This is a genomic window from Paraburkholderia acidisoli (assembly GCF_009789675.1).
Classification (GTDB): Bacteria; Pseudomonadota; Gammaproteobacteria; order Burkholderiales; family Burkholderiaceae; genus Paraburkholderia; species Paraburkholderia acidisoli.
The window spans coordinates 117,795-140,207 of sequence record NZ_CP046915.1 but is presented as its reverse complement, the minus strand read 5'-3'; the positions used below and the strand labels follow the sequence as shown (position 1 = coordinate 140,207).

18 protein-coding genes are annotated in these 22,413 nt (G+C 66.2%); 15 read left to right on the top strand and 3 right to left on the bottom strand.

Translation table 11 applies throughout. From position 1 onward, the window contains the following. Positions 1 to 11: 11 nt before the first annotated feature. Positions 12 to 2,333 (top strand): hypothetical protein, encoded by a 2,322-nt coding sequence (locus FAZ98_RS22860; protein WP_158954348.1) that lies wholly within the window; start codon positions 12 to 14, stop codon positions 2,331 to 2,333. 32 nt (positions 2,334 to 2,365) lie between these two features. After that, positions 2,366 to 3,052: a hypothetical protein gene (locus FAZ98_RS22855; RefSeq protein ID WP_158954346.1), complete on the top strand. Its 687-nt coding sequence runs from the start codon at positions 2,366 to 2,368 to the stop codon at positions 3,050 to 3,052. A 90-nt stretch (positions 3,053 to 3,142) separates the two neighbouring features. Here the strand turns inward: FAZ98_RS22855 and FAZ98_RS22850 are convergent, their stop codons facing one another. After that, positions 3,143 to 3,958, bottom strand: coding sequence for an AraC family transcriptional regulator (locus tag FAZ98_RS22850; protein WP_158954344.1), 816 nt, complete (start codon positions 3,956 to 3,958; stop codon positions 3,143 to 3,145). A 184-nt stretch (positions 3,959 to 4,142) separates the two neighbouring features. Here FAZ98_RS22850 and FAZ98_RS22845 point away from each other — a divergent pair, with 184 nt between their 5' ends. The 7 genes from FAZ98_RS22845 to FAZ98_RS22815 all read left to right on the top strand — a co-directional run bounded on the left by FAZ98_RS22845 (position 4,143) and on the right by FAZ98_RS22815 (position 12,618). Then, on the top strand, positions 4,143 to 6,422 hold the full coding sequence (locus tag FAZ98_RS22845) for a TonB-dependent siderophore receptor (RefSeq protein WP_158954342.1): 2,280 nt from the start codon (positions 4,143 to 4,145) through the stop codon (positions 6,420 to 6,422). Between the two features lie 2 nt (positions 6,423 to 6,424). Beyond that, positions 6,425 to 7,405 carry an iron-siderophore ABC transporter substrate-binding protein gene (locus FAZ98_RS22840; protein ID WP_158954340.1) on the top strand — a complete coding sequence of 327 codons (981 nt, stop codon included), beginning with the start codon at positions 6,425 to 6,427 and terminating at the stop codon, positions 7,403 to 7,405. Continuing rightward, positions 7,402 to 9,441 carry a Fe(3+)-hydroxamate ABC transporter permease FhuB gene (fhuB, locus tag FAZ98_RS22835; protein WP_158954338.1) on the top strand — a complete coding sequence of 680 codons (2,040 nt, stop codon included), beginning with the start codon at positions 7,402 to 7,404 and terminating at the stop codon, positions 9,439 to 9,441. Before FAZ98_RS22840 ends, fhuB begins: the two co-directional genes overlap by 4 nt. A 19-nt stretch (positions 9,442 to 9,460) precedes the next feature. Next, positions 9,461 to 11,107, top strand: coding sequence for a cyclic peptide export ABC transporter (locus tag FAZ98_RS22830; RefSeq protein ID WP_158954336.1), 1,647 nt, complete (start codon positions 9,461 to 9,463; stop codon positions 11,105 to 11,107). A gap of 126 nt (positions 11,108 to 11,233) precedes the next feature. Further along, positions 11,234 to 11,512: a DUF4148 domain-containing protein gene (locus FAZ98_RS22825; RefSeq protein WP_158954334.1), complete on the top strand. Its 279-nt coding sequence runs from the start codon at positions 11,234 to 11,236 to the stop codon at positions 11,510 to 11,512. 198 nt (positions 11,513 to 11,710) lie between these two features. Beyond that, positions 11,711 to 12,139: a hypothetical protein gene (locus FAZ98_RS22820; RefSeq protein WP_158954332.1), complete on the top strand. Its 429-nt coding sequence runs from the start codon at positions 11,711 to 11,713 to the stop codon at positions 12,137 to 12,139. Positions 12,140 to 12,306: 167 nt separating this feature from the next. Beyond that, complete coding sequence (locus FAZ98_RS22815; RefSeq protein WP_158954330.1) at positions 12,307 to 12,618, top strand: high-potential iron-sulfur protein; 312 nt, start codon at positions 12,307 to 12,309, stop codon at positions 12,616 to 12,618. Positions 12,619 to 12,675: 57 nt separating this feature from the next. On the opposite strand, the gene FAZ98_RS22810 is transcribed toward FAZ98_RS22815, so the two are convergent. Then, the gene (locus FAZ98_RS22810) at positions 12,676 to 13,629 is read right to left on the bottom strand and encodes a LysR family transcriptional regulator (protein ID WP_158954328.1); all 954 of its coding nucleotides are present in this window, start codon (positions 13,627 to 13,629) and stop codon (positions 12,676 to 12,678) included. A 189-nt stretch (positions 13,630 to 13,818) separates the two neighbouring features. Here FAZ98_RS22810 and FAZ98_RS22805 point away from each other — a divergent pair, with 189 nt between their 5' ends. The 6 genes from FAZ98_RS22805 (at position 13,819) to tcuC (ending at position 21,472) form a co-directional block, all read left to right on the top strand. Next, on the top strand, positions 13,819 to 15,009 hold the full coding sequence (locus FAZ98_RS22805; RefSeq protein ID WP_158954326.1) for a M20 aminoacylase family protein: 1,191 nt from the start codon (positions 13,819 to 13,821) through the stop codon (positions 15,007 to 15,009). Further along, the gene (locus FAZ98_RS22800; protein ID WP_158954324.1) at positions 15,006 to 16,322 is read left to right on the top strand and encodes an MFS transporter; all 1,317 of its coding nucleotides are present in this window, start codon (positions 15,006 to 15,008) and stop codon (positions 16,320 to 16,322) included. Before FAZ98_RS22805 ends, FAZ98_RS22800 begins: the two co-directional genes overlap by 4 nt. A 112-nt stretch (positions 16,323 to 16,434) precedes the next feature. Next, the gene (locus FAZ98_RS22795; protein WP_158954322.1) at positions 16,435 to 17,400 is read left to right on the top strand and encodes a LysR family transcriptional regulator; all 966 of its coding nucleotides are present in this window, start codon (positions 16,435 to 16,437) and stop codon (positions 17,398 to 17,400) included. A gap of 51 nt (positions 17,401 to 17,451) precedes the next feature. Then, on the top strand, positions 17,452 to 18,873 hold the full coding sequence (gene tcuA / locus FAZ98_RS22790) for an FAD-dependent tricarballylate dehydrogenase TcuA (protein ID WP_158954320.1): 1,422 nt from the start codon (positions 17,452 to 17,454) through the stop codon (positions 18,871 to 18,873). Continuing rightward, on the top strand, positions 18,860 to 20,089 hold the full coding sequence (gene tcuB, locus FAZ98_RS22785; protein ID WP_158954318.1) for a tricarballylate utilization 4Fe-4S protein TcuB: 1,230 nt from the start codon (positions 18,860 to 18,862) through the stop codon (positions 20,087 to 20,089). Before tcuA ends, tcuB begins: the two co-directional genes overlap by 14 nt. 57 nt (positions 20,090 to 20,146) lie before the next feature. After that, positions 20,147 to 21,472 (top strand): MFS transporter, encoded by a 1,326-nt coding sequence (tcuC, locus tag FAZ98_RS22780; protein ID WP_158954316.1) that lies wholly within the window; start codon positions 20,147 to 20,149, stop codon positions 21,470 to 21,472. Positions 21,473 to 21,600: 128 nt separating this feature from the next. Here tcuC and FAZ98_RS22775 read toward each other — a convergent pair whose 3' ends face one another. Further along, the gene (locus tag FAZ98_RS22775) at positions 21,601 to 22,389 is read right to left on the bottom strand and encodes a class II aldolase/adducin family protein (RefSeq protein ID WP_158954314.1); all 789 of its coding nucleotides are present in this window, start codon (positions 22,387 to 22,389) and stop codon (positions 21,601 to 21,603) included. Between the last annotated feature and the right edge of the window lie 24 nt (positions 22,390 to 22,413).

Below are 22,413 nucleotides of genomic sequence, written 5' to 3'. Positions count from 1 at the left end.
CGAATCACCCGATGCTCATCAGCTACCCGATCATCCCCGATAAATTCACGGGGATGCAGGCCTCCGAGCCGCAGACCGCCTCGCACGGTCAATATCCCGTCAGCAAGCAGAGCCGGTGGCATGGCGGCGTGCACCTGGATCCCGGCGCGAGCGCCGACACGTTCGTGCGCGCGATCGCCGACGGCAAGCTCGTGGCGTATCGTCAGGCATCGCAACTCGAGTACAAGGCGTACGACACGGACAAGGCGCAACCGAGCGACACGAGTTTCGTGCTGCTCAAGCACAGCACGGAAACCGGCGACGGCGTGAAGGTCGAGTTCTATTCGCTGTATATGCACTTGCGGAATAAAACCGACTTTCCCGCGAGTTTTGTCAATCGCGTGCGCGCCAATTTCGCCAAGCCGCTGCAAGCGCCGGAGTGGGATTCGGTGAAAGTGTTTTCGGACGCCGACGCGCCCAGGATCTATCGCAAGGAGATTCTCGGTTTCGTTGGGCAATGGACCGGCAAGCACTATGTGCACTTCGAAACCTTCTGCACCGACGACCAACTGAAAGCGTTCTTCCACGACTGCAAGACCGAATACGAAGACGCGAACAAGAATGGTCACGACGAGTATTGGGGCGACGGCTATTTCATGATTCCGCCGTCCACGCAGTTTCACAGCACGTACACGCAGGCGTCCGCGAGCCATGCGCGCCCGAATCACATCGCGACGCTGCAGCAAGGGCAAAACACGCAGCGGCAATACGTGCGCCTGCGTTACGAAAACGGCACGCGCTATCTGCAAACGTGGACCTGGGACGATCAAACCCAGCAGGCGACCGCACTGGGCGGCGAGCATGCGGACCGCGAGTACGAATACGACCTGTATCAGCGCGCGGTGGACCTGTATGGCTCGGCGCCCAGCGTGGGCTTCGATCTGCTGCGCACGGGCCGCAATCTCGGTCCGGACAAGGCGCGTATTTCGGCGGCCCAAAACGTCGCGTGGATCCCGGTGCCGTTCAGCGCGACGCAAAGCGGTTATGTGAACCTCGCCGATGCCGCGATCCTGAAGTTTTCGGACGCCGACTTCCCGCACTTCATGAACTGGCGCAAGATCAACGAAGACGGCAAGTACGTGCCCGCGAACGGTCAGGCCGCCGTCGATCTGCTCGCGCAAATCGTGAGTTCCGTCGATACCGATCACGACGGCACGCTCACGAAGGAAGAATACGAGGCGTGGTTCCGCAACGACCCGAGCGCGCGAGAGAAAATGCGCCGGCTGATCGTGCAGCATTCGAGCGAATGGGATAAACGCACGCAACCGGCGCGCTACCAGGACCTCACGCAAAGCGGCGAGGTGTTCGACCGTAACCCGCAGAATCATCAGCCGTTTCTGGACTTCTATGCGAAGGCCGCGTTCTGGGAAGAAGCGGGACTACCCGACAAGGTCTGGTATTTTCATCCGCTCGAATTGATCGCGCATTTCCGCAAATGCGGCTGGCTCTCGCGCGACGAACTTACGCAATTGATTCCGCGTAAGTACGGCTTGCCGCATCCCACCACCACGGCGAGCTGGGCAACGGCGCACGGCCACGTGAGCGGTTCGCCCATTTCGCACACCGACATCGGCAAGACCTTCCGCAAATACGGCTTTACCACGCCGGTGCGGCAGATCGCGTTCCTGAGCCAGAGCTATATTGAAACGGGCCTGTTGCGCTTCACGAAGGAAGTGGGCGAGGGCGCGCCCAATCCGCGCTTGCCGAACACGCAGTACTACACGGTGTTTTACGGGCGCGGGCTGATGCAGTTGACGTGGCCGACGCTGTACGCCGACTACGGTACGTTCCGCCAATTCCCGAACCATAACGGCGCCTATGCGGACAACCGCATTACCGCGACCTCGACCCACCATTGGAGCGGCGCTCCCACGACCGACCGGCAAGGCCACGTGCACAGCGACAAGCGGCAGTGGGCGCCGCGCTACGACCCGGACATCGTCGCGACCGATACCCTGAATGCCTGCGATAGCGCGGGCTTCTTCTGGGTGTGGAAGCACTTTATGGGGCATAGCAATATCCATCGTATCGCCGACGACGGCATCTCGACGGAGACGGTGGGCCGCATGTCGATTCTGGTGAACGGCGGCGGCAACGGCTACAACGATCGTCAGCAATACGCGGCGTTCATCGACCGCTATCGCTCCGACACGACCGCCACCGAAGCGACGGGCACGCTGACCGTCGCGCGCCAACGCATCGAGACGCATCCGCATCAGCATCTGCCGCCTTCGTGGGGGCAGGCGGCCACGACCACCGCGGTGGCCGTCGACTATACGGCGCAGCGCCCTTGAATTCACGAAACCGTTACTCAACCCGATAGCTTATGAATGGTCGAAAACTCCTTGCCGCCGCGTTGACGGTGGCAGTCGCCACGCTGGCCGCGCAGGCCTCGGTGGCGCGTGCAGCCGGCAACGTCTCCGTCGCGCCGGTGCCCGCGCTCGCGCATCACACGTCGGCGCTCGACGCCTCGTTGCGTGCGTTGCGCGCGGGCATCCTCAAGGACGCCAAGGAGTGCAGCGACAACGCGAGCGGCATGGGCGCCACCGCGCAATATCGCGCCGACATCAAGAAGACGATCGAAACGCCGAGCGTCGTGGGCTTCGAAGTGAGCGGCAGTTCGCAATGCGACGGTGCGCATCCCGGTGCGTACGAATATGGCATTACGTATCGCATCAAGGACGGCAAGCGATTCGATCTGAACGAGGTCTATGCCGTGGGACATCGCGACAGCGGCAGCCTGTATCTGACGAAGGAGTCGGTGGTGCCGGTGCTGGCCGAGTTCAAGCGGATCAACGCGGGCAAGGCCGCTTGCCTCGACGCATCGACATTCAATAGCGACTACCTGATGTCGAAGGCGTTCACGCTGGCCGCGCGCGCGGATGGCAGCGTGCAGCTCTACTTCAACACGGACTATGTGGAAGCCGCGTGCTTTTCGCCGATCCGTCTGAATGCCCAGGCCGTGAGCGCGTTCAAGGACGCGAAGAAGGCGGCGGAGTTCGGGTTGCCTTGAGCCATCGCCAGTCGGTCGACGATATCGACGCGTTCTTGCGGATCACGGCGCCTTTAGCGGCGGTGTAGCAGCCGGCCCGGCGCCGCGCCCTCACTGCGCCGCTTCCGCCTCCACCGCGCCGCCGCGATTGCGCAGGAAGCGCTGCGGCGTCTCGCCCATCGCGCGCCGGAACATGGTGATGAACGCGCTCGAATTGCGATAGCCGAGTTCGTTCGCGATGGTCGACACCGGCATGCCTTTCGCGAGCCGCGAGATCGATTCCACCAGCCGCAGCCGCTGGCGCCACTGGCCGAAGGTCAGCCCCGTGTCGTCCTTGAAGGCGCGCTCGAGCGTGCTTTCGCTCGCGCCCACGCGCATGCCCCAGTCGTTGAGCGGCGTGTTGTCGGCGGGGGCGTCCATCAGTTGGCCGCAGATCTGTTGCAGCCGGCGGTCCTTCGGCAGCGGCAGCAGCCCTTCGGTGGCCAGTTGCGCCTCGCGCATCTCCTGCAGCAGGAGCGGATCGATCAGCGCGGAGCGCCGTTCGGGCTGGCCATTCCGCTGGTCGAGCACGAGCGCGCCAACCAGTTCGTTGAGCAGCGACGAAATCATCAGCACATGGCAACTGCGTTCCTCGCGCGGCGCGACATCCACTTCGAAATACACGGTGTACATGACCGCCTGGCTGACCGCCTGCAACTCGTGCGCGACCAGCGGCGCGATCCACAGGCCGCGATAGGGGCCGAGCGTCCACGCGCCGTCGGGCGTGATGACGCGCAGCACGCCGCGCGTCGTGTAGACGAATTGCGGCTGCGTATGCGAGTGCCAGCTTTCGCAATCGCCAGCCTGAAAGTCATAGCGCTTGGCAATGACTGGGCGTCGTAGATAGCGATGCGACGTGCCCGCGAAGCGTTGCCAGATTTCGGTCATTTGTGAATCTTGGAAAGAAGCTTCGCGAAACCCTCAATTTTCGACGGCTTCGCGCAGCTATTTGACAGGACACGGTCGAAACACTGCCCGTATTCTATCGTCCTTGCGCCGCTTTACGAATGACAATAGGAATGATTCGTATTTGTACTGCGGAAAAGACGACATTTTGAACAGGGCGGACGGGATGAATCGGGGATGGGGTGGCGGGGTGTCGAACGACATGAACGGGGCGGCGGGCGCGCGGCGGTGGAAGCTGCGCACGATCACGGCGGTGGTGGCATTTGCGATCGCGAAACTCGCCAGCGCGCAGACGGCGGAGGCACCTTCGGCCGCGTCGGCGGCCGCCGCGCAAGCGGGCACGCAGCACGCACAAGCGGCACAAGCGACGCAAGCGGCACCCACGGCGCCGGGCCAGCAATTGCCCGCCGTGGTCGTGCAGGGCACGCGCAGCGCCGAAACGGGCACCGGCCCGGTGGTGGGCTACGTGGCCAAACGCAGCGAAGCGGGCACCAAGAGCGACACGCCGATCATCAAGGTGCCGCAGGCGATCTCGGTCGTCACGCGCGACCAGATGGACGTGCAGGGCGCGCAAAGCGTCGCGCAGGCGCTGCGCTACACCTCGGGCATGAACCCCGAGCAGCGCGGCACCAATACGGACTCGCTCGAATATCTCTACGCGCGCGGTTTTCTCGTCGACGAATTCTGGAACGGGTTGCGCACGCCCGGCCCGAACGGCGGCTTCGGCTACAACGTCACGAGCTTCGACCCGTACATGTTCGAGCGCATCGAGTTGCTGCACGGTCCGGCCTCGGTGCTGTACGGGCAGACCTCGCCGGGCGGCACCGTCAATCTCGTGAGCAAGATGCCCACGGACACCCCGTTCCACGAGATCGGCCTGCAAACCGGCAGCTACGGCCGCATTCAGGGCTTCTTCGACACGAGCGGTCCCGTCGACAAGAACGGTACCGTGCTGTATCGCGTGACCGCCGACGGCTTCAACACCGGCACGCAAACCGACTTCGTGAACGAGCAGCGCTTCTCGATCGCGCCGACGCTCCAGTTCCGCCCCTCGCGCGACACGACCTTCACCGTGTTCGCGAACTATCAGTCGGACCCGGAGGCGGGCATCTACAACTCGGTGCCGTACACGTGGCAAAGCCGCAGCGAAAATCCGGGCGAGCCGACCTTCGACAGCTTCCGCAAGACCCAGGAGTCGATCGGCTATCAGTTCGACCACCGCTTCAACGACGTGTGGTCGGTCAAGCAGAGCTACCGCTTCCTGCATAACAGCCAGACGATCCAGTACGTGGGCAACGACGGTTTCACCACCGGCACGAACACGCTCGCGCGCACCGCGTACCTGAACCAGGGCATGGTGAATTCGCATACCGTCGACAACCAGTTGAACGCGAAATTCAGTACGGGCCCGGTGAAGCACAACGTCACCTTCGGCCTCGATTATCAGAACATCCAGTTCGATCATTATTTCTACGGCAACCTGACCTCGACGCCGGGCCTCGCCGAAAGCAATCCGATCTACGGCCAGACCATTCCGTATCCGAACTTCATGTTCGCGACCTCCACGGCAACCTCGGTCAAGCAACTCGGTGCGTATGCACAGGATCAGATCGACATCGGCAAATGGTCGTTCCTGCTGGGCCTACGCGAGGACTGGGCCAACGAGGACCAGACTTCGTACAAGACCGGCGCGACCACCACGCAGTTCAACCGCGCGTTCACCTGGCGCGCGGGCGGCACGTATCAGTTCGACAGCGGCGTGGCGCCGTACTTCAGCTACTCGCGCTCGTTCCAGCCGCAGGTGGGCACCACGTACAGCGGCCAGGCCTTCGACCCGCTCACGGCGGAACAGTACGAAGTGGGCGTGAAGCTGCAACCGAAGGGCTATAACAGCTTCGTGACGGTCTCGGCGTTCCATCTCACCGAGAACAACGTTGCGACCACCGACCCGCTGCACAACGGCTTCAGCGTGCTCACGGGCCAGGTGCGCTCGCAGGGTTTCGAAGTGGAAGGCCACGCGAGCCTCAGCAACAACCTGCAGCTGATCGCGAGCTACACCTACACGAACCTGCTCAACACGAAGAGCAATTCGTCGATCCTCGATAAATCGCCGGTGGGCATTCCACGCAACACGGCTTCGCTGTGGGCCGACTACACCGTTTCGGCGGGGCCGCTCGCGGGCCTGCTGTTCGGCGGCGGCGTGCGGTATATCGGCGGTTCGTACGGCGACACCGCGAACTCGTTCATGACGGCCTCCGCCACGCTGGTCGATCTCTCGCTGCGCTACGATCTGGGCCGCCGCTTCTCCAGCCTGCAAGGCTGGAGCGCCTGGCTCAACGCGAGCAATCTGCTCGATCGCAAGTACTTCGCCTCGTGCACCGGCGCGAACTACTGCTACTGGGGCGAGGGCCGTTTGGTCACGGCGGGCGCGAAGTATCAGTGGTAGACGTGAAACGCCGGAGCCTCGTGGGCGCGCTGGCCGCCACGCCGCTTTTCGCCCCGCTTTGCAGCCCGCTCGCCATGGCGTTCGCCGCGTCATGCGGCAGCGCGTGGGCGGCTGCCGGCGCGAACCCGCACGCCGCCGCGCGCACGGCGGTGCCGCGCCGCGTGATCGTGCTCGACTGGGGGCTGGCGGAACTCGTGCTCGCGCTCGGCGTGGTGCCGGTGGGCATGGCGAACACGGCGGGCTTCCGGCGCAATTTTCCGGCGTGCGCGGTGCCGGATTCGGTGGTCGATCTCGGCCTCATGTTCCAGCCGAACATGGAATTGATGCTCGCGCTCGCGCCCGATCTCATCGTCATCACGCCCGCCCATGCGTCGATGCGCGGCACGCTCGAACGCCTCGCGCCCACGGTCACGCTCGGCATGTTCCGCGCGAGTGCCGCGCCCTACACGGCGGCGTGCGACGAGACGATGCGCCTCGCGCGCCTGTTCGGCCGCGAGGCGCAAGGCGAGGCCGCGGTGGCGCAGTCGCGTAATGCGATCGACGCGGCGCGGGCGCGGCTCGCCGCGTTGCCCTCGGGGTTCGTTGCGCGTGATGTGCCGATCTATCTCGCGCGCTTTATCGACGAATCGCATCTGCGCGTGTTCGGCGCGCATAGCCTGTTCGGCGAACTGCTCGCGCGGCTCGGCTTGCGCAACGCGTGGGGCGGCGCGCCGCGCGCCGCGTCGGCGATCATTGGGTTCGACGCGCTCGACGCCGACTCGCGCGCGACGCTCGTCTACCTGAAGCCGCTGCCCGCCCTGAGCGCGACGATGATGCAAACGAGCCGCGTCTGGCAAGCGATGCCGTTCGCGCGCGCGGGCCGCATGACGGGCATGGCCGAAGCACCGCCCGAAGGCGGCATCCTGAGCGCGGCGTACTTCGCAACCGCGCTCGTGGAGGCGCTGGCCGCGCTGCCGTCCTCAAACGCCGCAAAGCTGTCATGAAGCGCACGCTCACGGCGCCGCGTTCGCCCGTTCGCCGCTCGCCGCTCGCGGCGGTCTGCACGCTGTTCGCGCTCGCGGCGCTGCTGTTCGCGCTGCATCTCGACGCGCGGCTCGCGCCCGCGCTCTGGTGGCACGCGCTCGTCGCGCCAGCGTCCGCCGACGTCACGCAACTGCTCGTGCACGACAGCGACTTGCCGCGCGTGGCCGTCACGCTGTTGTGCGGCGCGGCCCTCGGGCTCGCGGGCGTCGCCACGCAGCAGGTGTTGCGCAACCCGCTCGCCGAGCCCATGACGCTCGGCGTCTTCTCGGGCGCCTGGCTCGCGCTGGCGCTCGCCACGGTCTACGCGCCGTTCCTGCTCGCGCACGGCCGCGAGGCCGTCGCGTTCGCGGGCGGCGCGGCGGCGCTGGCGGCCGTGTTCGGGCTGGCGGCCCGGCGCGGCATGTCGCCGCTCGCGCTGATCCTCGCGGGCATGATCGTCAATCTGTGCGGCGGCGCGTTCAGTCTCGCGCTGGCGATCTCGCACTACGACCTGTTGAGCGGCCTGCTGGTGTGGGGCGGCGGCTCGTTCGCGCAGCACGACTGGCGCGTGGCGCTCGCGCTCGCCGCGCGGTTCGCGCCGTGCGCGCTGTTGCTGCGCTTGAGCCTGCGGCCGCTCGCGGCCTTCGATCTCGGCGAGACGGTGGCGGCGGGTCTCGGCGTGCCGCTGCGGGTCACGCGCGCGCTCACGCTGGGTGTCACGCTGCTGATCGCCGCGTGCGTGGCGAGCGCCGTGGGCGTGATCGGTTTCGTCGGGCTGGCCGCGCCCGCCGTCGCGCGGCTCGCGGGCGCGCGCACGCTGCGCGAGCGCATGTTCTGGTCGCCACTGATCGGCGCGGCGCTGCTGGGTTTCGCGGATCAACTCGCGCAGTGGTGCGCGGCCCACCTTGCCATGCCGATACCCACGGGCGCGATCACCACGCTGATCGGCGCGCCGCTGCTGCTGGCGATGCTGCGCCGCCTGCGCGGCCGACCCGAGGTCGCCACGGCGAGCGCGCGGCACGACGCCCCGCTTTCGCCGCGCGGCCTGCGCACGGTGGCGTTCGCGAGCGCGCTGGTCTTGTCGGCGGTGGTCGCCGTGTCGCTCGTGCTCGGCCGCGGTCTCGCGGGCTGGCACGCGAGCACGATCCACGAAACCGCCGCGCTGCTGTTTCTGCGTTTGCCGCACGTGGTCGCGGCGGCGGGCGTGGGCGTGCTGCTCGCGCTCTCGGGCGGCATCGTGCAGCGCATGACCGGCAACCCGATGGCGAGCCCCGACCTGCTCGGCATCCCGGCGGGCGGGGCGCTCGGTCTGACGGGCGCGCTCTTTCTCACCGCGCAGCCCGGTTTGCCGACCTTTCTCGCCTGGTGCGCGGCCGGCTCGATGCTCACGCTAGGCGCGCTCGTGCTGATCGCGCGCGCCGCGGCGTTCGCCCCCGACACGCTGATCCTCGCGGGCATGACGCTGAGCGCGGCGTTCCAGGCGGTTTCGGTGATCGCGGTATCGAGCGGCGACCCGCGCGTGATCGTCCTCTATAACCTGCTCGCGGGCTCGACCTATAACGTCGCTCCGGCGATGGCCGCGCTCGTTGCCGGCTGCGCGTTGCTCGCACTCGCGCTGGTGCCGCTGTGCCGCCGCTGGCTCGAGATCCTGCCGCTCGGCGAGGCGGTGCCGGCGGGGCTGGGCGTGCGTATCGGCGGTCTCGGCGGGGCGCGCTTCGGTTTGCTGATGCTGAGCGCGCTGCTGAGCGCCGTGGCGACGCTCGTGATCGGGCCGCTCTCGTTCATCGGCCTGATGGCGCCGCATATGGCGCGCAGGCTCGGCATTCGCCGCGCCGTGCCCTTGCTGTACGTGAGCGCCGCGTTCGGCGCCACGCTCATGATCGGCTCCGACTGGCTCGGCCGTTGGGTGCTGTTCCCGCAGGAAATGCCGGCGGGCGTGATGGCCACGCTGCTCGGCGGACTCTATCTGATCCTCACAATGCTCCGCAGACCGGCGCCAGACCGGCACGGAGCCTGACGCACCCGCAAGGAGTGTCATGACGCTGCTGTTGAAACTCGCGCGCAATGCGCGCTGGACCTTGTTCGTCGCGCTCGTCACGAGCCTCGTGAGCGGCTTCGGCAACGCCGGTCTCGTCGCGCTGATCAACCAGGCGCTCTCGGCTTCCCCGGCGCAACTGGGGCGGCTCGGCTGGCAGTTCGCCGGGCTCGGCGCGATCGTGCTCGTCACGCGCACGGCCTCGCAGACGCTCTTCATGGACCTCGGCCAGCGCGCCAAGGCGAACCTGCGCATGCAGACGATCCGCCGTCTCGGCGACGCCTCGTTCCGTCAGCTCGAACAGCAGGGCGCGGCGCGTTCGCTCGCCGTGCTCACTCAGGATCTGGACGCCATCGTCATGCTGTTCGTGCGCATGCCCGCGCTCGCGATGCAGAGCGCCGTGATCGCCGGCTGTCTCGCGTATCTGGGCGTGCTTTCGTGGCAGATCCTGCTGGTGGCAATCCTCACGATTGGCATTGGCGCGGCGGGATTTCAGCTCGCCAACGGCCGCGCGCTGTTTCATCTGCGCGCGTCGCGCCGCCGCGAGGACGACCTGGTGCGCCACTTTCGCGCGCTGTTCGACGGCGCCAAGGAACTGAAGCTGCATCGCCGGCGTCGCGCCGCCTTTATCGACGACACGCTTGCCACGCATGTGGAAGCCGTGCGCGTGCAGCGTACGCGCGGCTACGTGCTTTACGCGGCGGCGGCGAGCTGGGGCAGCTTCATCCTGTTCGCGTTTATCGGCATCACGCTGTTCGTGGTCGCGCGGCGCGTGCCGGTGAGCCCGCACGTGATGTCGGGCTATGCCGTGGTGTTTCTCTACATGATCATGCCGATCGAGTCGCTGCTTTCGGCCATTCCCAATATTGGCACCGCGCGCGTGGCGCTGGAACGCATCGAGCAGGTGAACGCCGAACTGCCGCCCGAAGCGGTGGCGAACCTGCCCGCGCAACCCGCGTTCGAGCGCATCGTGCTGGAAGGCGTGACGCACCGTTACTTTCGCGAGAAGGAGAACGAGGTGTTCACGCTCGGGCCGATCGATCTCGCGTTCACGCCCGGTGAAGTGGTGTATCTGATCGGCGGCAACGGCAGCGGCAAGACCACGCTGGCCAAGACGATCGTGGGCCTCTATGCGCCCGAAGGCGGACGCATTCTGCTCGACGGCGTGCCCGTGAGCGAGGCGGATCGCGACAATTACCGGCAGTTGTTCGCCGTGGTGTTCAGCGACTTCTTTTTGTTCGACAGCCTGCTCGGCATGCGCTTCGACACGCTCGATCGCAGCGCGCACGACCTGCTCGTGCAACTGCAGCTCGACCACAAGGTGCGTATCGAGAACGGCGCGTTCTCCACGCTCGAACTCTCGCAAGGGCAGAGGAAACGTCTCGCGCTGCTGGTCGCGTATCTCGAAGACCGGCCGTTCTATCTGTTCGACGAATGGGCCGCCGACCAGGACCCGCTCTTCAAGGACGTGTTCTATCGCACGCTGCTGCCCGAGCTGAAAGCGAAGGGCAAGACGGTGGTGGTGGTCACGCACGACGACCGTTATTTCCATCTTGCCGACCGTTGCATCAAGCTCGATTACGGTCAGCTCGTGGAAAGCGGGGCCGGAGATGAAAGCGCGTCGCAAGCACCATTTTTAGCGCCGTGAGTACAAAAACTTATGACTTACGGTGTTTACCCTAAGTCCGCGTGGGAGCTAGACTAGAGGCATGTTGTGCGTTGCATCACGGGCGCATCCGGGTTGTTTCGTTTCCTCTTTCTAGCCGTTTTATTTATGACCACGTTCGCTAAAATTGTTGCCGCTGTCGCCCTGGTTGCGTTGTCCGGCGCTGCGTTTGCCCAAAGTTATCCCGATCACCCGTTGACGCGTGCCGAGGTGCGTCAGCAAATCGTTTTGCTGGAGAAGGCCGGCTACGATCCGTTCACCTCCACTTCGCAAACGTACCCGGCCGATCTGCGCGCGGCCGAGCGTCGCGTACAGGCCGAGCGGTTTTCGACAAGCCAGCGCGCCGCGCACGATGCCGTTCTGCTGAACGCGAGCGCGGCGCAGTAAATCCGCCGCCTTGAATCCGCAGCAAAGCGTTTCGCGGTACACCGCGTTCCGCGGCGCATCCGCGCTATTTATATCGGCGATATTTAAAGTAGATTTGACCCGCGCTTCATCTCGCCAATAAGCTCGAAAGGATCGAGGCACACGGCCGCACGCAAGGCGAAAAGCCCGCGCGCGTCCACACTACGCCATGGAGGCCGCATGCAAGATCCTTTCTGCCATTCGAGCAGCATTCTCGTCGAGCGTCCCGCCGAAGTCACTTTCGCGATCATGTCCGACGGCATCCGCCAGGGGCGCTGGGCGTGGGGCAGCTTCGACCGGCGTGAAGCCGCGCCCGGTCTGTTCGTGGGCGCCTCCGTATTCAGCGGCAAGGACACCTACGTGCGTTTGCATGTGGACCAGGAACGCTTCGTGGTCGACTACGAAGTGGGTGCCTCGCCCGAGACCATGCAGTTCCGCAACATGTCGCGCGTGATTCCGGGGCCGCTGCTGAAGCTCGGCGAGGCGCAGTCCGTGGTGAGCCTGCTCACCTGGCGCCTCGCCACGCAAACCGACGCCGAATGGACGCAAATGGGCACCGTGCACGAAGCCGAAATGTTCCTCATCAAAGGGCTGCTGGAACGCGCCTGAGCGGCGTGCGCGTGGCGGTCGCGCCGCGCGGCGTTGGCGGTTTTCGCCGGCGCATACCGCGTTGCGCTGCACGAAGTCGAACGCCCTGAGATACTAGCCGGATAAACGGGTACGCCCTCGCAGGCGTTGCCCTCTCACCCCGCAGTGCTCTCAGGAATACGTTCGCAATGAATAACTCACGTCGACAATTCGTGGTGTCGAGCCTGTGCGTGGCCGCCTCGACAATGCTGGTGCGTCCCGCGCACGCCGCCGACGATCCCATGCTCAGCGAAACCGACGCGCAGGCGCGCAGCCTCGGCTACGTGAGCGACGCCGCGAAGGTCGACAAAGCGAAATATTCCGCGTACACGCAAGGGCAATCGTGCGGCACCTGTTCGCTGTTTCAGCCCGACCCGGACGCCAAGGCCGGCCATTGCCTGATCTTCAGCGGCAAGCGCGTGGCGGCGGCGGGCTGGTGCAGTTCGTACAGCAACATGTAAGGCGCGGGATTTCCCGGGCGTCGCGCGCGCCGCGTTCAAGCGCGCTTCACCTCTGCCTCACGCCTTCTTCGCTTCCATGAAGCTCTGCACGATCTGTTTCCACAGGTGATCGGCGGCGGGCGAGAGGCGGCGGCCCACGCGCGTCATCATCTGGCTGCCGAATCCCGCCGCAATGGCGTGATCGATGGGCACCGCCACCAGTTCGCCCAGTTCGATGCCGCGCCGTGCCGTGATCGACGACATGAACGCCACGCCTAGCCCCGCGGCCGCGAGCGTCTGCGCCGTGTTGAACAGATCCACGCGATACGCGGGCAGCACGGTCAGGCGCGCGTCGTCGAGCAGCGCCTGCACGAAATGCTGCACGCCGAACGATTCCGTCATGAAGATAAGCCGCTCGTGCGCCAGTTCGGCGGGCGGCACCGTGCTCATGCGCGCGAAGCGATGCGTGGGCGCGACCACGGCGCATAGCGGCCGCGGCGGGAACGGATGGATGCGCATGGCGGGGTCGTCGGCGGAGCGCGCGCACAGGCCAATGTCGACCACGTCGTCGCGCACCATCGAGAGCACGGCGGGCGTCGGTCCCGAGCGTATCTCCACGAGGATGTCGGGGTAGGTCATCGAAAAGCGCTGCAACGCGCGCGCGATCAGATTGCCGATGAACCCTTCGCCCACGCCGAGCGCGACGCGCCCGCGCCGCAAATGCCGGTATTCCTCCAGCCGCGCGGCCAGATCGCGCTGGCGGCGCTGGCCGTCGCGGTAATGGTCGATCAGCACCTGGCCGATCTCGGTGACGACCACGTGCCGCCCGCGCCGCTCGATCAGCGGAAAGCGCAGCCGCCGTTCGAGCGCCGCCACCTGGCGGCTGATGACCGAGGCGTTCACGCCAAGCGCCTCGGCCGCCATGCGCACGCCGCCGTTGGCGGCGATTTCGGCGAGATAGCGCAACGAGCGCTCGCTGATGTCGTCGATGCTGCGCGGCACGGTGGCCTCGCTCTCGCTGCTGGCGTTCATGATCGCGCTCCGTTTTTTTCGTTGATTTATCGCCGATTTTTCGCGGCTCGGGCCGGTTCAGACGCCCGTGACGACCGCGTGTCTGTTGACCTGAAGGCAACATTTTCGACGAGTTTGCGTCATGGGTCGAGATTTTCGTCGGTGCAATACTCGGCGCTTGCACCACTGAACAACGAGGAGATCCCCACCATGAGCGCAAGCCCGCTTTGCACCGTCGACGATCTGGCCGAGTCGAAAGCCGAACTCGACGAGATCCGCCACCATCTGCACCAGCATCCCGAACTCTCGTACGAGGAAGCGGACACGTCGAGCTTCGTCGCCGCGAAACTCGAGGGCTGGGGCTATACGGTCACGCGCCATATCGGCGGCCACGGTCTGGTCGCGTCGCTCACGGCGGGCCATGGCACGCGCACGGTGGGCATTCGCGCCGACATGGACGCGCTGCCGATCCACGAGCAGACCGGTCTCGACTACGCGAGCATTCGCGACGGCAAGATGCACGCGTGCGGCCACGACGGCCACACGACCGTGCTGCTGGGCGCGGCGCGCCAGATCGCCCGCACGCGCAATTTCAGCGGCACCGTGCACCTGATCTTCCAGCCGGCCGAGGAAGCCGGGTCGGACAGCGGCGCAGAGCGCATGATCGCCGACGGCCTGTTCGAGCGCTTTCCCTGCGAGGCGATCTTCGGCCTGCACAATCATCCGGGCGTGGCGACGGGCACCTTCGGCTTTCGCGCCGGTCCGCTGATGGCCGCCTGCGACACGGTCAAGGTGCGCATCACCGGCCGCGGCGGCCACGCGGCGCGCCCGCATCTGGCCGTGGACCCGGTGGTGGTGGGCAGCAGTATCGTCATGGCGCTGCAAACCGTGGTCGCGCGCAACGTGGACCCGAACGAAGCCGCCGTGGTCACGGTGGGCGCGTTCCATTCGGGTCATGCGGCCAACGTGATTCCGGAGTCGGCCACGCTCGACCTGAGCGTGCGCTCGTTCTCGCCGAAGGTGCGCGAGACGCTCGAAGCGCGCATTCGCGCTCTCGTGGCCGCGCAGGCGGAAAGCTATGGCGCGAGTGCCGAAGTCGAGTTCATCCGCGGCTATCCGGTGCTCGTGAACAGCGCGGCGGAAACGGAGTTCGCGCGCTCGGTGGCCGAAGAACTGGTCGGTCCCGAACACGTGATCTCGCCGTTCCCGCCCATCGCGGGCAGCGAGGACTTCGCGTACTACCTGCAGAAGATTCCGGGCTGCTTCGTGCGCCTCGGCAACGGCGAAAACCGCCCGATGCTGCACAACGCGCGCTACGACTTCAACGACGACAACCTGACGATCGGCGCCGCCTTCTGGACGCGCCTCGTCGAACGCTTCTTGCCGAAGGACAGCGCATGACGCCCGCCACCACCACGCAAGCGCCCGCCACGCCCGCTACGGGCACGCGGCCCGCGCTGAGCGCCGCGCAGCAGCGGCGCATCGTACTGGCCGCCGTGATCGGCAATCTGCTCGAATTCTTCGACTTCACCGTCTACAGCTATTTCGCGCTCACCATCGGCCATCTGTTCTTCCCGGCGGGCGATGCGGTGACCTCGTCGCTGCTCGCGTTCGCCGTGTTCGCGGTGGGCTTCGTGATGCGTCCGCTGGGCGGCATCGTGCTCGGCCGCTACGCCGACCGCGCGGGCCGCAAACCCGCGCTCACGCTCACGATCCTGCTGATGGCGCTCGGCTCGGCGGCGATCGGTCTCGCGCCCACCTATGCGCAGATCGGCCTCGCGGCGCCGTTGCTGATCGTCGCGGCGCGTCTGCTGCAAGGCTTCGCGCAGGGCGGCGAGTTCGGCGCGGCCACGGCCACGCTGCTCGAAATGGGCGGCACGGCCAATCGCGGGTTTCGCGCGAGCTGGCAGCTCGCGAGCCAGGGCGCGGCGGCGTTGCTCGGCTCGGGACTCGCGGCGAGCCTCGGCCTGTTGTTGTCGGCGGAATCGATGCAAAGCTGGGGCTGGCGCGTGCCGTTCCTGCTCGGCACGCTGATCGCGCCGGTGGGCATCTATCTGCGCCGTCACATTCCCGAGGAGCCGCACGCGGCCAAAGCCACGGCCGCGCGCAACGACCCGCAGCGCGGCCTCTACGTGCGCAACTGGTTTCTCACGATCTTCTCGATCATGGGCATGACGGTCGCGACCTACGTGATGATGTATTACATGCCCACGTACTGTATTCAGTACCTCGGTCTGCCGAAAAACGTCTCGATGCTCGCGGGCGTGGCGGCGAGCACCGTGTCGCTCGTCATGTGCCCGATCTACGGCGCGTGGTCGGACCGCATGGGGCGCCGCAAGCCGCTCACGATGATCGGCCGCGTCGCGCTGGTCGTGCTGCTGTATCCGGCGTTCTGGATCATGACGCACTTCCCGACGCTGCCGGTCGTGCTCGTCACGCTCGTCGTGCTGATGCTCTGCTACACGATGGGCTCCGCGCCCGCCTATGCGCTGATGCCGGAGAACTTCCCCAAGCACCTGCGCGCGGGCTATATGTCGAGCGCCTATGCGATCGCCGTGTCGCTGTTCGGCGGCACCTCGCAGTTCGTGGCGGGCTGGCTGATCCACGTGAGCGGCAACAAGATGGCGCCCGCGTGGTACATGATCGGGTGCGTGCTGATTTCGCTGTTCGCGGTCTCGAAGTTCGCGGAAACGGGCGGCCGCGAGATCGACTGAGCAAGCGGGCGACGGCGTCACGTCGATCGAAGCCCACGGCGGCGGAAGCGGAGGCCGCCGCCGGTTCCATCTGCGACAATAGCCGCTCGACTCCGCTCTTGCCGCTCGCGACATGGAACTCAGACAACTGCGCTACTTTCTCAGCGTCGTCGAACACGGCAGCATGGGTAAGGCCGCGCTGGAACTCGGGGTGGTGACCTCCGCGCTGAGTCAGCAGATCAGCCGCCTCGAAAGCGAACTCTCCACGCGTTTGCTGCAACGCACCTCCAGCGGCGTCGTGCCCACCGACGCCGGTCTCGCGTTCTGGCGTCAGGCGCAACTCGCGCTGCGTCATGTCGACGATGCGGCGCTCGCCGCGCGCGCGGCGCGGCTGTCCGGCCACGTGAGCGTGGGCATGGCGCCCAGCACCGCGAGCGTGCTCGGCGTCGCCTTCATGCAGGCCATGCGCGCGCGTTACCCCGACGTGCGTCTTCACATCGTCGAAAGTCTCTCCGGTCATCTCGCCTCCATGCTGAGCGCGCGCCAGATCGATCTGGCCGTGCTATTTCGCGAGGAACCGGCGCAACGCTGGAGCGTGATGCCGCTGCTGGAAGAGCGGCTGTTCGTGATCGGCGCGAACGAATTGAGCGGCATGCCTGGCGGCGCTTCGGTGCGCGTGAGCCAGCTCGGCAAGCTGCCGCTGATCCTGCCGAGCGGCACGCACGGGCTGCGCTCGCTGCTCTCCATGGCGTTCAAGCGCGCCAAATACGAACCCAACGTGGTGGCCGAAGTGGACGGCCTCGCGCTGCTGATGGACTTCGTGCGCAGCGGCCTTGGCGCGACCATCCAGCCGGGCGCGGCGCTCGCGCGGCCCGAGAACGCGGCGCTCGCGAGCGTGCGCGTGGCCGAAACCTATGCCACGCGTCCCAACCTGATCGCCAGTGTCTCCGACGACGAACTGTCGCCCGCCGGACTCGCCGCGCGCGTCGTGCTCGCGGACGTGGGCCGGCAACTCGTGCGCGAAGGCCGCTGGCCGGGCGCGCGCCTGCGCGCGGCGTCGGACTTCACAAAAAGTGAAGACCCGTTGACGGCGCGCTGATGGCCGGAGTGGCACGCGGCCCGTAGAGTGCGTCCGAAAGGAGGCAATACGATGGTCGATGTACTCGTGATCGGAGGAGGCAATGCCGCGTTGTGCGCGGCGTTGATGGCGCGCGAAGCCGGCGCCTCGGTCCTGCTGCTCGAATCGGCGCCGCGCGAATGGCGCGGCGGCAACTCGCAACACACGCGCAATCTGCGCTGCATGCACGACGCGCCGCAGGACGTGCTCGTCGACGCTTACCCGGAAGAGGAGTTCTGGCAAGACCTGCTGAAGGTCACGGGCGGCATTACCAACGAGCCGCTCGCGCGGCTCGCGATTCGCGCGTCGTCCTCGTGCCGGCCGTGGATGCGCAAGCACGGCGTGCGCTTCCAGCCGCCGCTCTCGGGCGCGCTGCACGTGGCGCGCACCAACGCGTTCTTCATGGGCGGCGGCAAGGCGCTCGTCAACGCGTATTACCGCAGCGCCGAAGCGCTCGGCGTGGCGATCCGCTACGAAACGCCGGTGGACGCGCTCGAACTCGATAACGGCCGTTTTGTCGCCGCGAAAAGCGGTCACCAGCGTTTCGAGGCGCGCGCCTGCGTGCTGGCGGCGGGCGGTTTCGAGTCGAACCGCGAGTGGCTGCGCGAGGCGTGGGGGCAAAACGAGCGCGGCGAATGGCCCGCCGACAACTTCCTGATTCGCGGCACGCGCTTCAACCAGGGCGTGCTGATCCGGCACATGATGGACGCGGGCGCGGACATGATCGGCGACCCTTCGCAGTCGCACTGCGTGGCGATCGACGCGCGCGCGCCGCTCTACGACGGCGGCATCTGCACGCGCATCGACTGCGTCTCGCTCGGCGTGGTCGTGAACCGCAACGCCGAACGCTTCTACGACGAAGGCGAGGACTTCTGGCCCAAGCGTTACGCCATCTGGGGCCGGCTCGTCGCGCAGCAGCCGGACCAGATCGGCTATTCGATCATCGACGCGAAAGCGATTGGCCGCTTCATGCCGCCCGTGTTTCCCGGCGAAAAAGCCGCCACGCTGCCCGAACTCGCGCGCCAGCTCAAGCTGCCCGAGGCGGCGTTCATGGAAACGCTCACGCGCTACAACGCGGCATGCCGCGTGGGCACCTTCGATCACACCGCGCTCGACGACTGCCACACCGAAGGCGTCGCGCCGCCCAAGACACACTGGGCGCGTCCCATCGACACGCCGCCGTACTACGGCTACGCGCTGCGGCCCGGCATCACCTTCACCTATCTCGGCCTGAAGACCAACGACCGCGCGCAGGTGCATTTCGGCGGCGCGGCCAGCGCCAACCTGTTCGTGGCGGGCGAGATGATGGCGGGCAACGTGCTCGGCAAGGGCTACACGGCCGGCGTGGGCATGTCGATCGGCACGGCGTTCGGGCGCATCGCGGGCACCGAGGCCGCGCGCGCCGCGCTTGCGAATCATCAGCAGAATACGGAGGCGCTCGATGCCGCACACTGACACGCTGGCGACCGGGCGCAACCGCGCGGCGCCGCTCGACGTTCCCACCCCCGAAAACCGCGCCGCGCGCGTGATTCCCATCGTGCCTCTGAGCGCGAGCGAAAGCGAGGTCGCGCGGCAGATGCAGATCTGCAACGCGTGCCGCTATTGCGAAGGCTTTTGCGCGGTGTTTCCGGCCATGACGCGCCGCCTCGAATTCGGCAAGGCCGACGTCAATTACCTCGCGAACCTCTGCCACAACTGCGGTGCGTGCTATCACGCGTGCCAGTACGCGCCGCCGCACGAGTTCGCGGTGAACGTGCCGCAGGCCATGGCGAAGGTACGGCTCGAAACCTACACGGAATACGCGTTTCCGGCCGCGCTCGGCGCGCTCTACAAGCGCAATGGCTTGACGCTCTCGGTGGCGCTGGCGGCGGGGCTCGCGTTGTTCCTGCTGCTCGGCACCGCGTTGCGCGGCGGTTTGTCGGGCGCGGCTGCCGGTGAGGCCGTTGCCGCCAACTTCTACGCGATCTTCCCGCACAACCTGCTCGCGGCGATCTTCGGCGCGGTGTTCCTGTTCGCGATGCTGGCGCTGGGCGTGGGCGTCACGCGCTTCTGGCGCGACGTGACGGCGGGCACCGTGAGCGCGGCGGGTACGCAGGCGCCCGCCATGGCCGAAGCCGCGAAGCACGCGCTCACGCTCAAATATCTCGACGGCGGTCACGGCGAAGGCTGCAACGAGTCGAGCGACGCCTTCACGCTGGCGCGGCGGCGCTTTCACCATCTGACGTTTTACGGCTTCATGCTGTGCTTCGCCGCCACGGTGGTCGCGACGGGTTATCACTACTTGCTCGGCGTGGAAGCACCGTATCCGTTCCTGAGCGTGCCGGTGCTGCTGGGCACGTTCGGCGGCCTCGGGCTGCTGATCGGGCCCGCCGGTTTGCTGTGGCTGAACGTGAAGCGCCATCCGCAACAGGGCGACACCGCCCAGCGCCCGATGGACCGCGGTTTCATCGCGCTGCTGCTGCTGGTGAGCGCCTCGGGGCTCGCGCTGCTCGCGTGGCGCACGACGGCCGCGATGCCTTCGTTGCTGGCGATTCATCTGGGTATCGTCATCGCGCTGTTCGCGACGCTGCCGTACGGCAAGTTCGCGCACGGGATTTTCCGCAGCGCCGCATTGCTGAAATCGTCGCTGGAAAAGCGACAACGCAGCACACTGAGTCTCGGCTCGGATTAGAGTAGGAGGGGAGCGCCACGCTCCCTTGAACACACCAACAACGACACGAGACACCCCATGAATCCGACCCAACCAGGCACCATTTCCGGTGTGGCCGGCGCCCCGCGCGCCTCCCGGGCCGCCGCCGTGCTGCGCGTGACGAGCGGCAACTTCCTCGAACAATTCGACTTCTTCCTGTTCGGCTTTTACGCCACGTCGATCTCGAAGATCTTCTTCCCCGCGTCGAGCGAGTTCGCCTCGCTCATGCTCACGTTCGCCGTGTTTGGCGCGGGCTTCCTCATGCGTCCGCTCGGCGCGATTCTGCTCGGCGCGTATATCGACCGCGTGGGGCGGCGCATGGGCCTGATCGTCACGCTCTCGATCATGGCGAGCGGCACGATCCTGATCGCCTGCGTGCCGGGCTATGCCAGCATCGGCTTGCTCGCGCCCGCGCTGGTGCTGATCGGGCGCCTGCTGCAAGGGTTCTCGGCGGGCGCGGAACTCGGCGGCGTTTCGGTGTATCTCGCCGAAATGGCCACGCCCGGCACCAAGGGCTTCTACACGAGCTGGCAGTCGGCGAGCCAGCAGGTGGCGATCGTGATGGCGGCGGCGCTCGGCTACGGCCTGAACCAGTGGCTCACGGCGCAGCAGATTGGCGCGTGGGGCTGGCGCATTCCGTTCTTTATCGGCTGCGCGATCGTGCCGTTCTTGTTCCTGCTGCGCCGCTCGTTGCAGGAAACGGCCGTGTTCGAGGCGCGCGTGCATCATCCGCAGCCGCGCGAAATTTTCGCGATGCTGCTGGTGAACTGGCGCACCGTGATCGCGGGCATGCTGCTCACGGCCATGACCACCACCACGTTCTATCTCATCACCGTGTACACGCCCACGTTCGGCAAGGCCGTGCTGAAGCTCTCCACCTCCGACACGTTGATGGTGACGCTGCTCGTGGCCGTCTCGAACTTCATCTGGCTGCCGATTGGCGGCGCGTTGTCGGACCGCATCGGCCGCAAGCCGATTCTGCTGACCATTGCCGTGCTGGCGATCTTGACCGCGTATCCGGCGCTTTCGTGGCTCGCGCAGGCGCCGAGCTTCGGCCGTATGCTGAGCGTGCTGCTGTGGTTCTCGTTTTTCTTCGGCATGTACAACGGCGCGATGGTCGCGGCGCTCACCGAGGTCATGCCGGCCGAAGTGCGCGTGGCGGGCTTTTCGCTGGCGTTCAGTCTCGCGACGGCGCTGTTTGGCGGCTTCACGCCGGTTGTCTCGACGTTCCTGATCGAAACGCTGCACGACAAAGCCGCGCCCGGCTACTGGCTCAGTTTTGCCGCGCTGTGCGGGCTGGCGGCTACGCTCGGGTTGTATCGGCGGCGTTCGGGGCGCGAGGCTTCGGCGGCGCCTTCGGTGTGAAGCGCGGGTTGTTTTAGTGTTGGTCGATGGCAGGAAGAGCCCGGCGCGTTGCCGGGCTTTTTTGCATGATGGCCAGCGCTTGTTGAATCGACTTATCGACTTATCGACGTATCAACGTATTGCCGATTTCAAAGCCGATACGAAGCATCGAGCCGATCCAGCTTGCGCAGCAACGCGGGCCACTCCATCAACCCATACGGGCGCCGCGTTTGCGGCTGATAGTTCATATAGGTTTCCTCCAGCACTTCGCGCGGCACCGGATTCAGTTCGGTATGGCAGGCCATGGCCGCGAGTTGCGCCTTGCACGACAGTTCGAGCCGATGCATCGCGTTGAACGCCTCGGGAATCGTCTTGCCAACCGTGAGCAAGCCGTGATTGCGCAGGATCAGCGCGTTGTTCTCGCCGAGATCGCGCACCAGCGACTCGCGCTCGGACGTGTCGAGCACCACGCCGCAATAGTCGTGATAGCCGATCTGGTAGAAGCGCATGGCCGTTTGCGTGAGCGGCAGCAGCCCGCACTTGAGCGACGAGACCGCCATGCCGGGCCAGCTATGCGTGTGAATCACGCAGGTGAGTTCGGGCTTCGCCTCGTGAATCGCGCCGTGAATCACATAGCCCGCGCGATTGATGCCGTAGTCGGCGCCCACGAATAGCGGCTTGCCGAGAATATTGCCCGCGATGTCGATCTTGATGAGGCTCGACGCCGTCACTTCCTCGTACAGCATGCCGTATGCGTTGATCAGATACGCGCCTTCCTCGCCGGGCACGCGCGCGGAAATATGATTGGCCGCCATGTCGGACATGCCGTAGAGCGCGATCAGCCGGTAGCAGGCGGCGAGATCGACGCGCATTTGCCATTCGGCTTCCGTGCACTGTTCCTGCATCGACTGGATCGAGAATTCCGGGAGTTTCGTCATTGGAGGTTCCTTTAACCGTGAGTG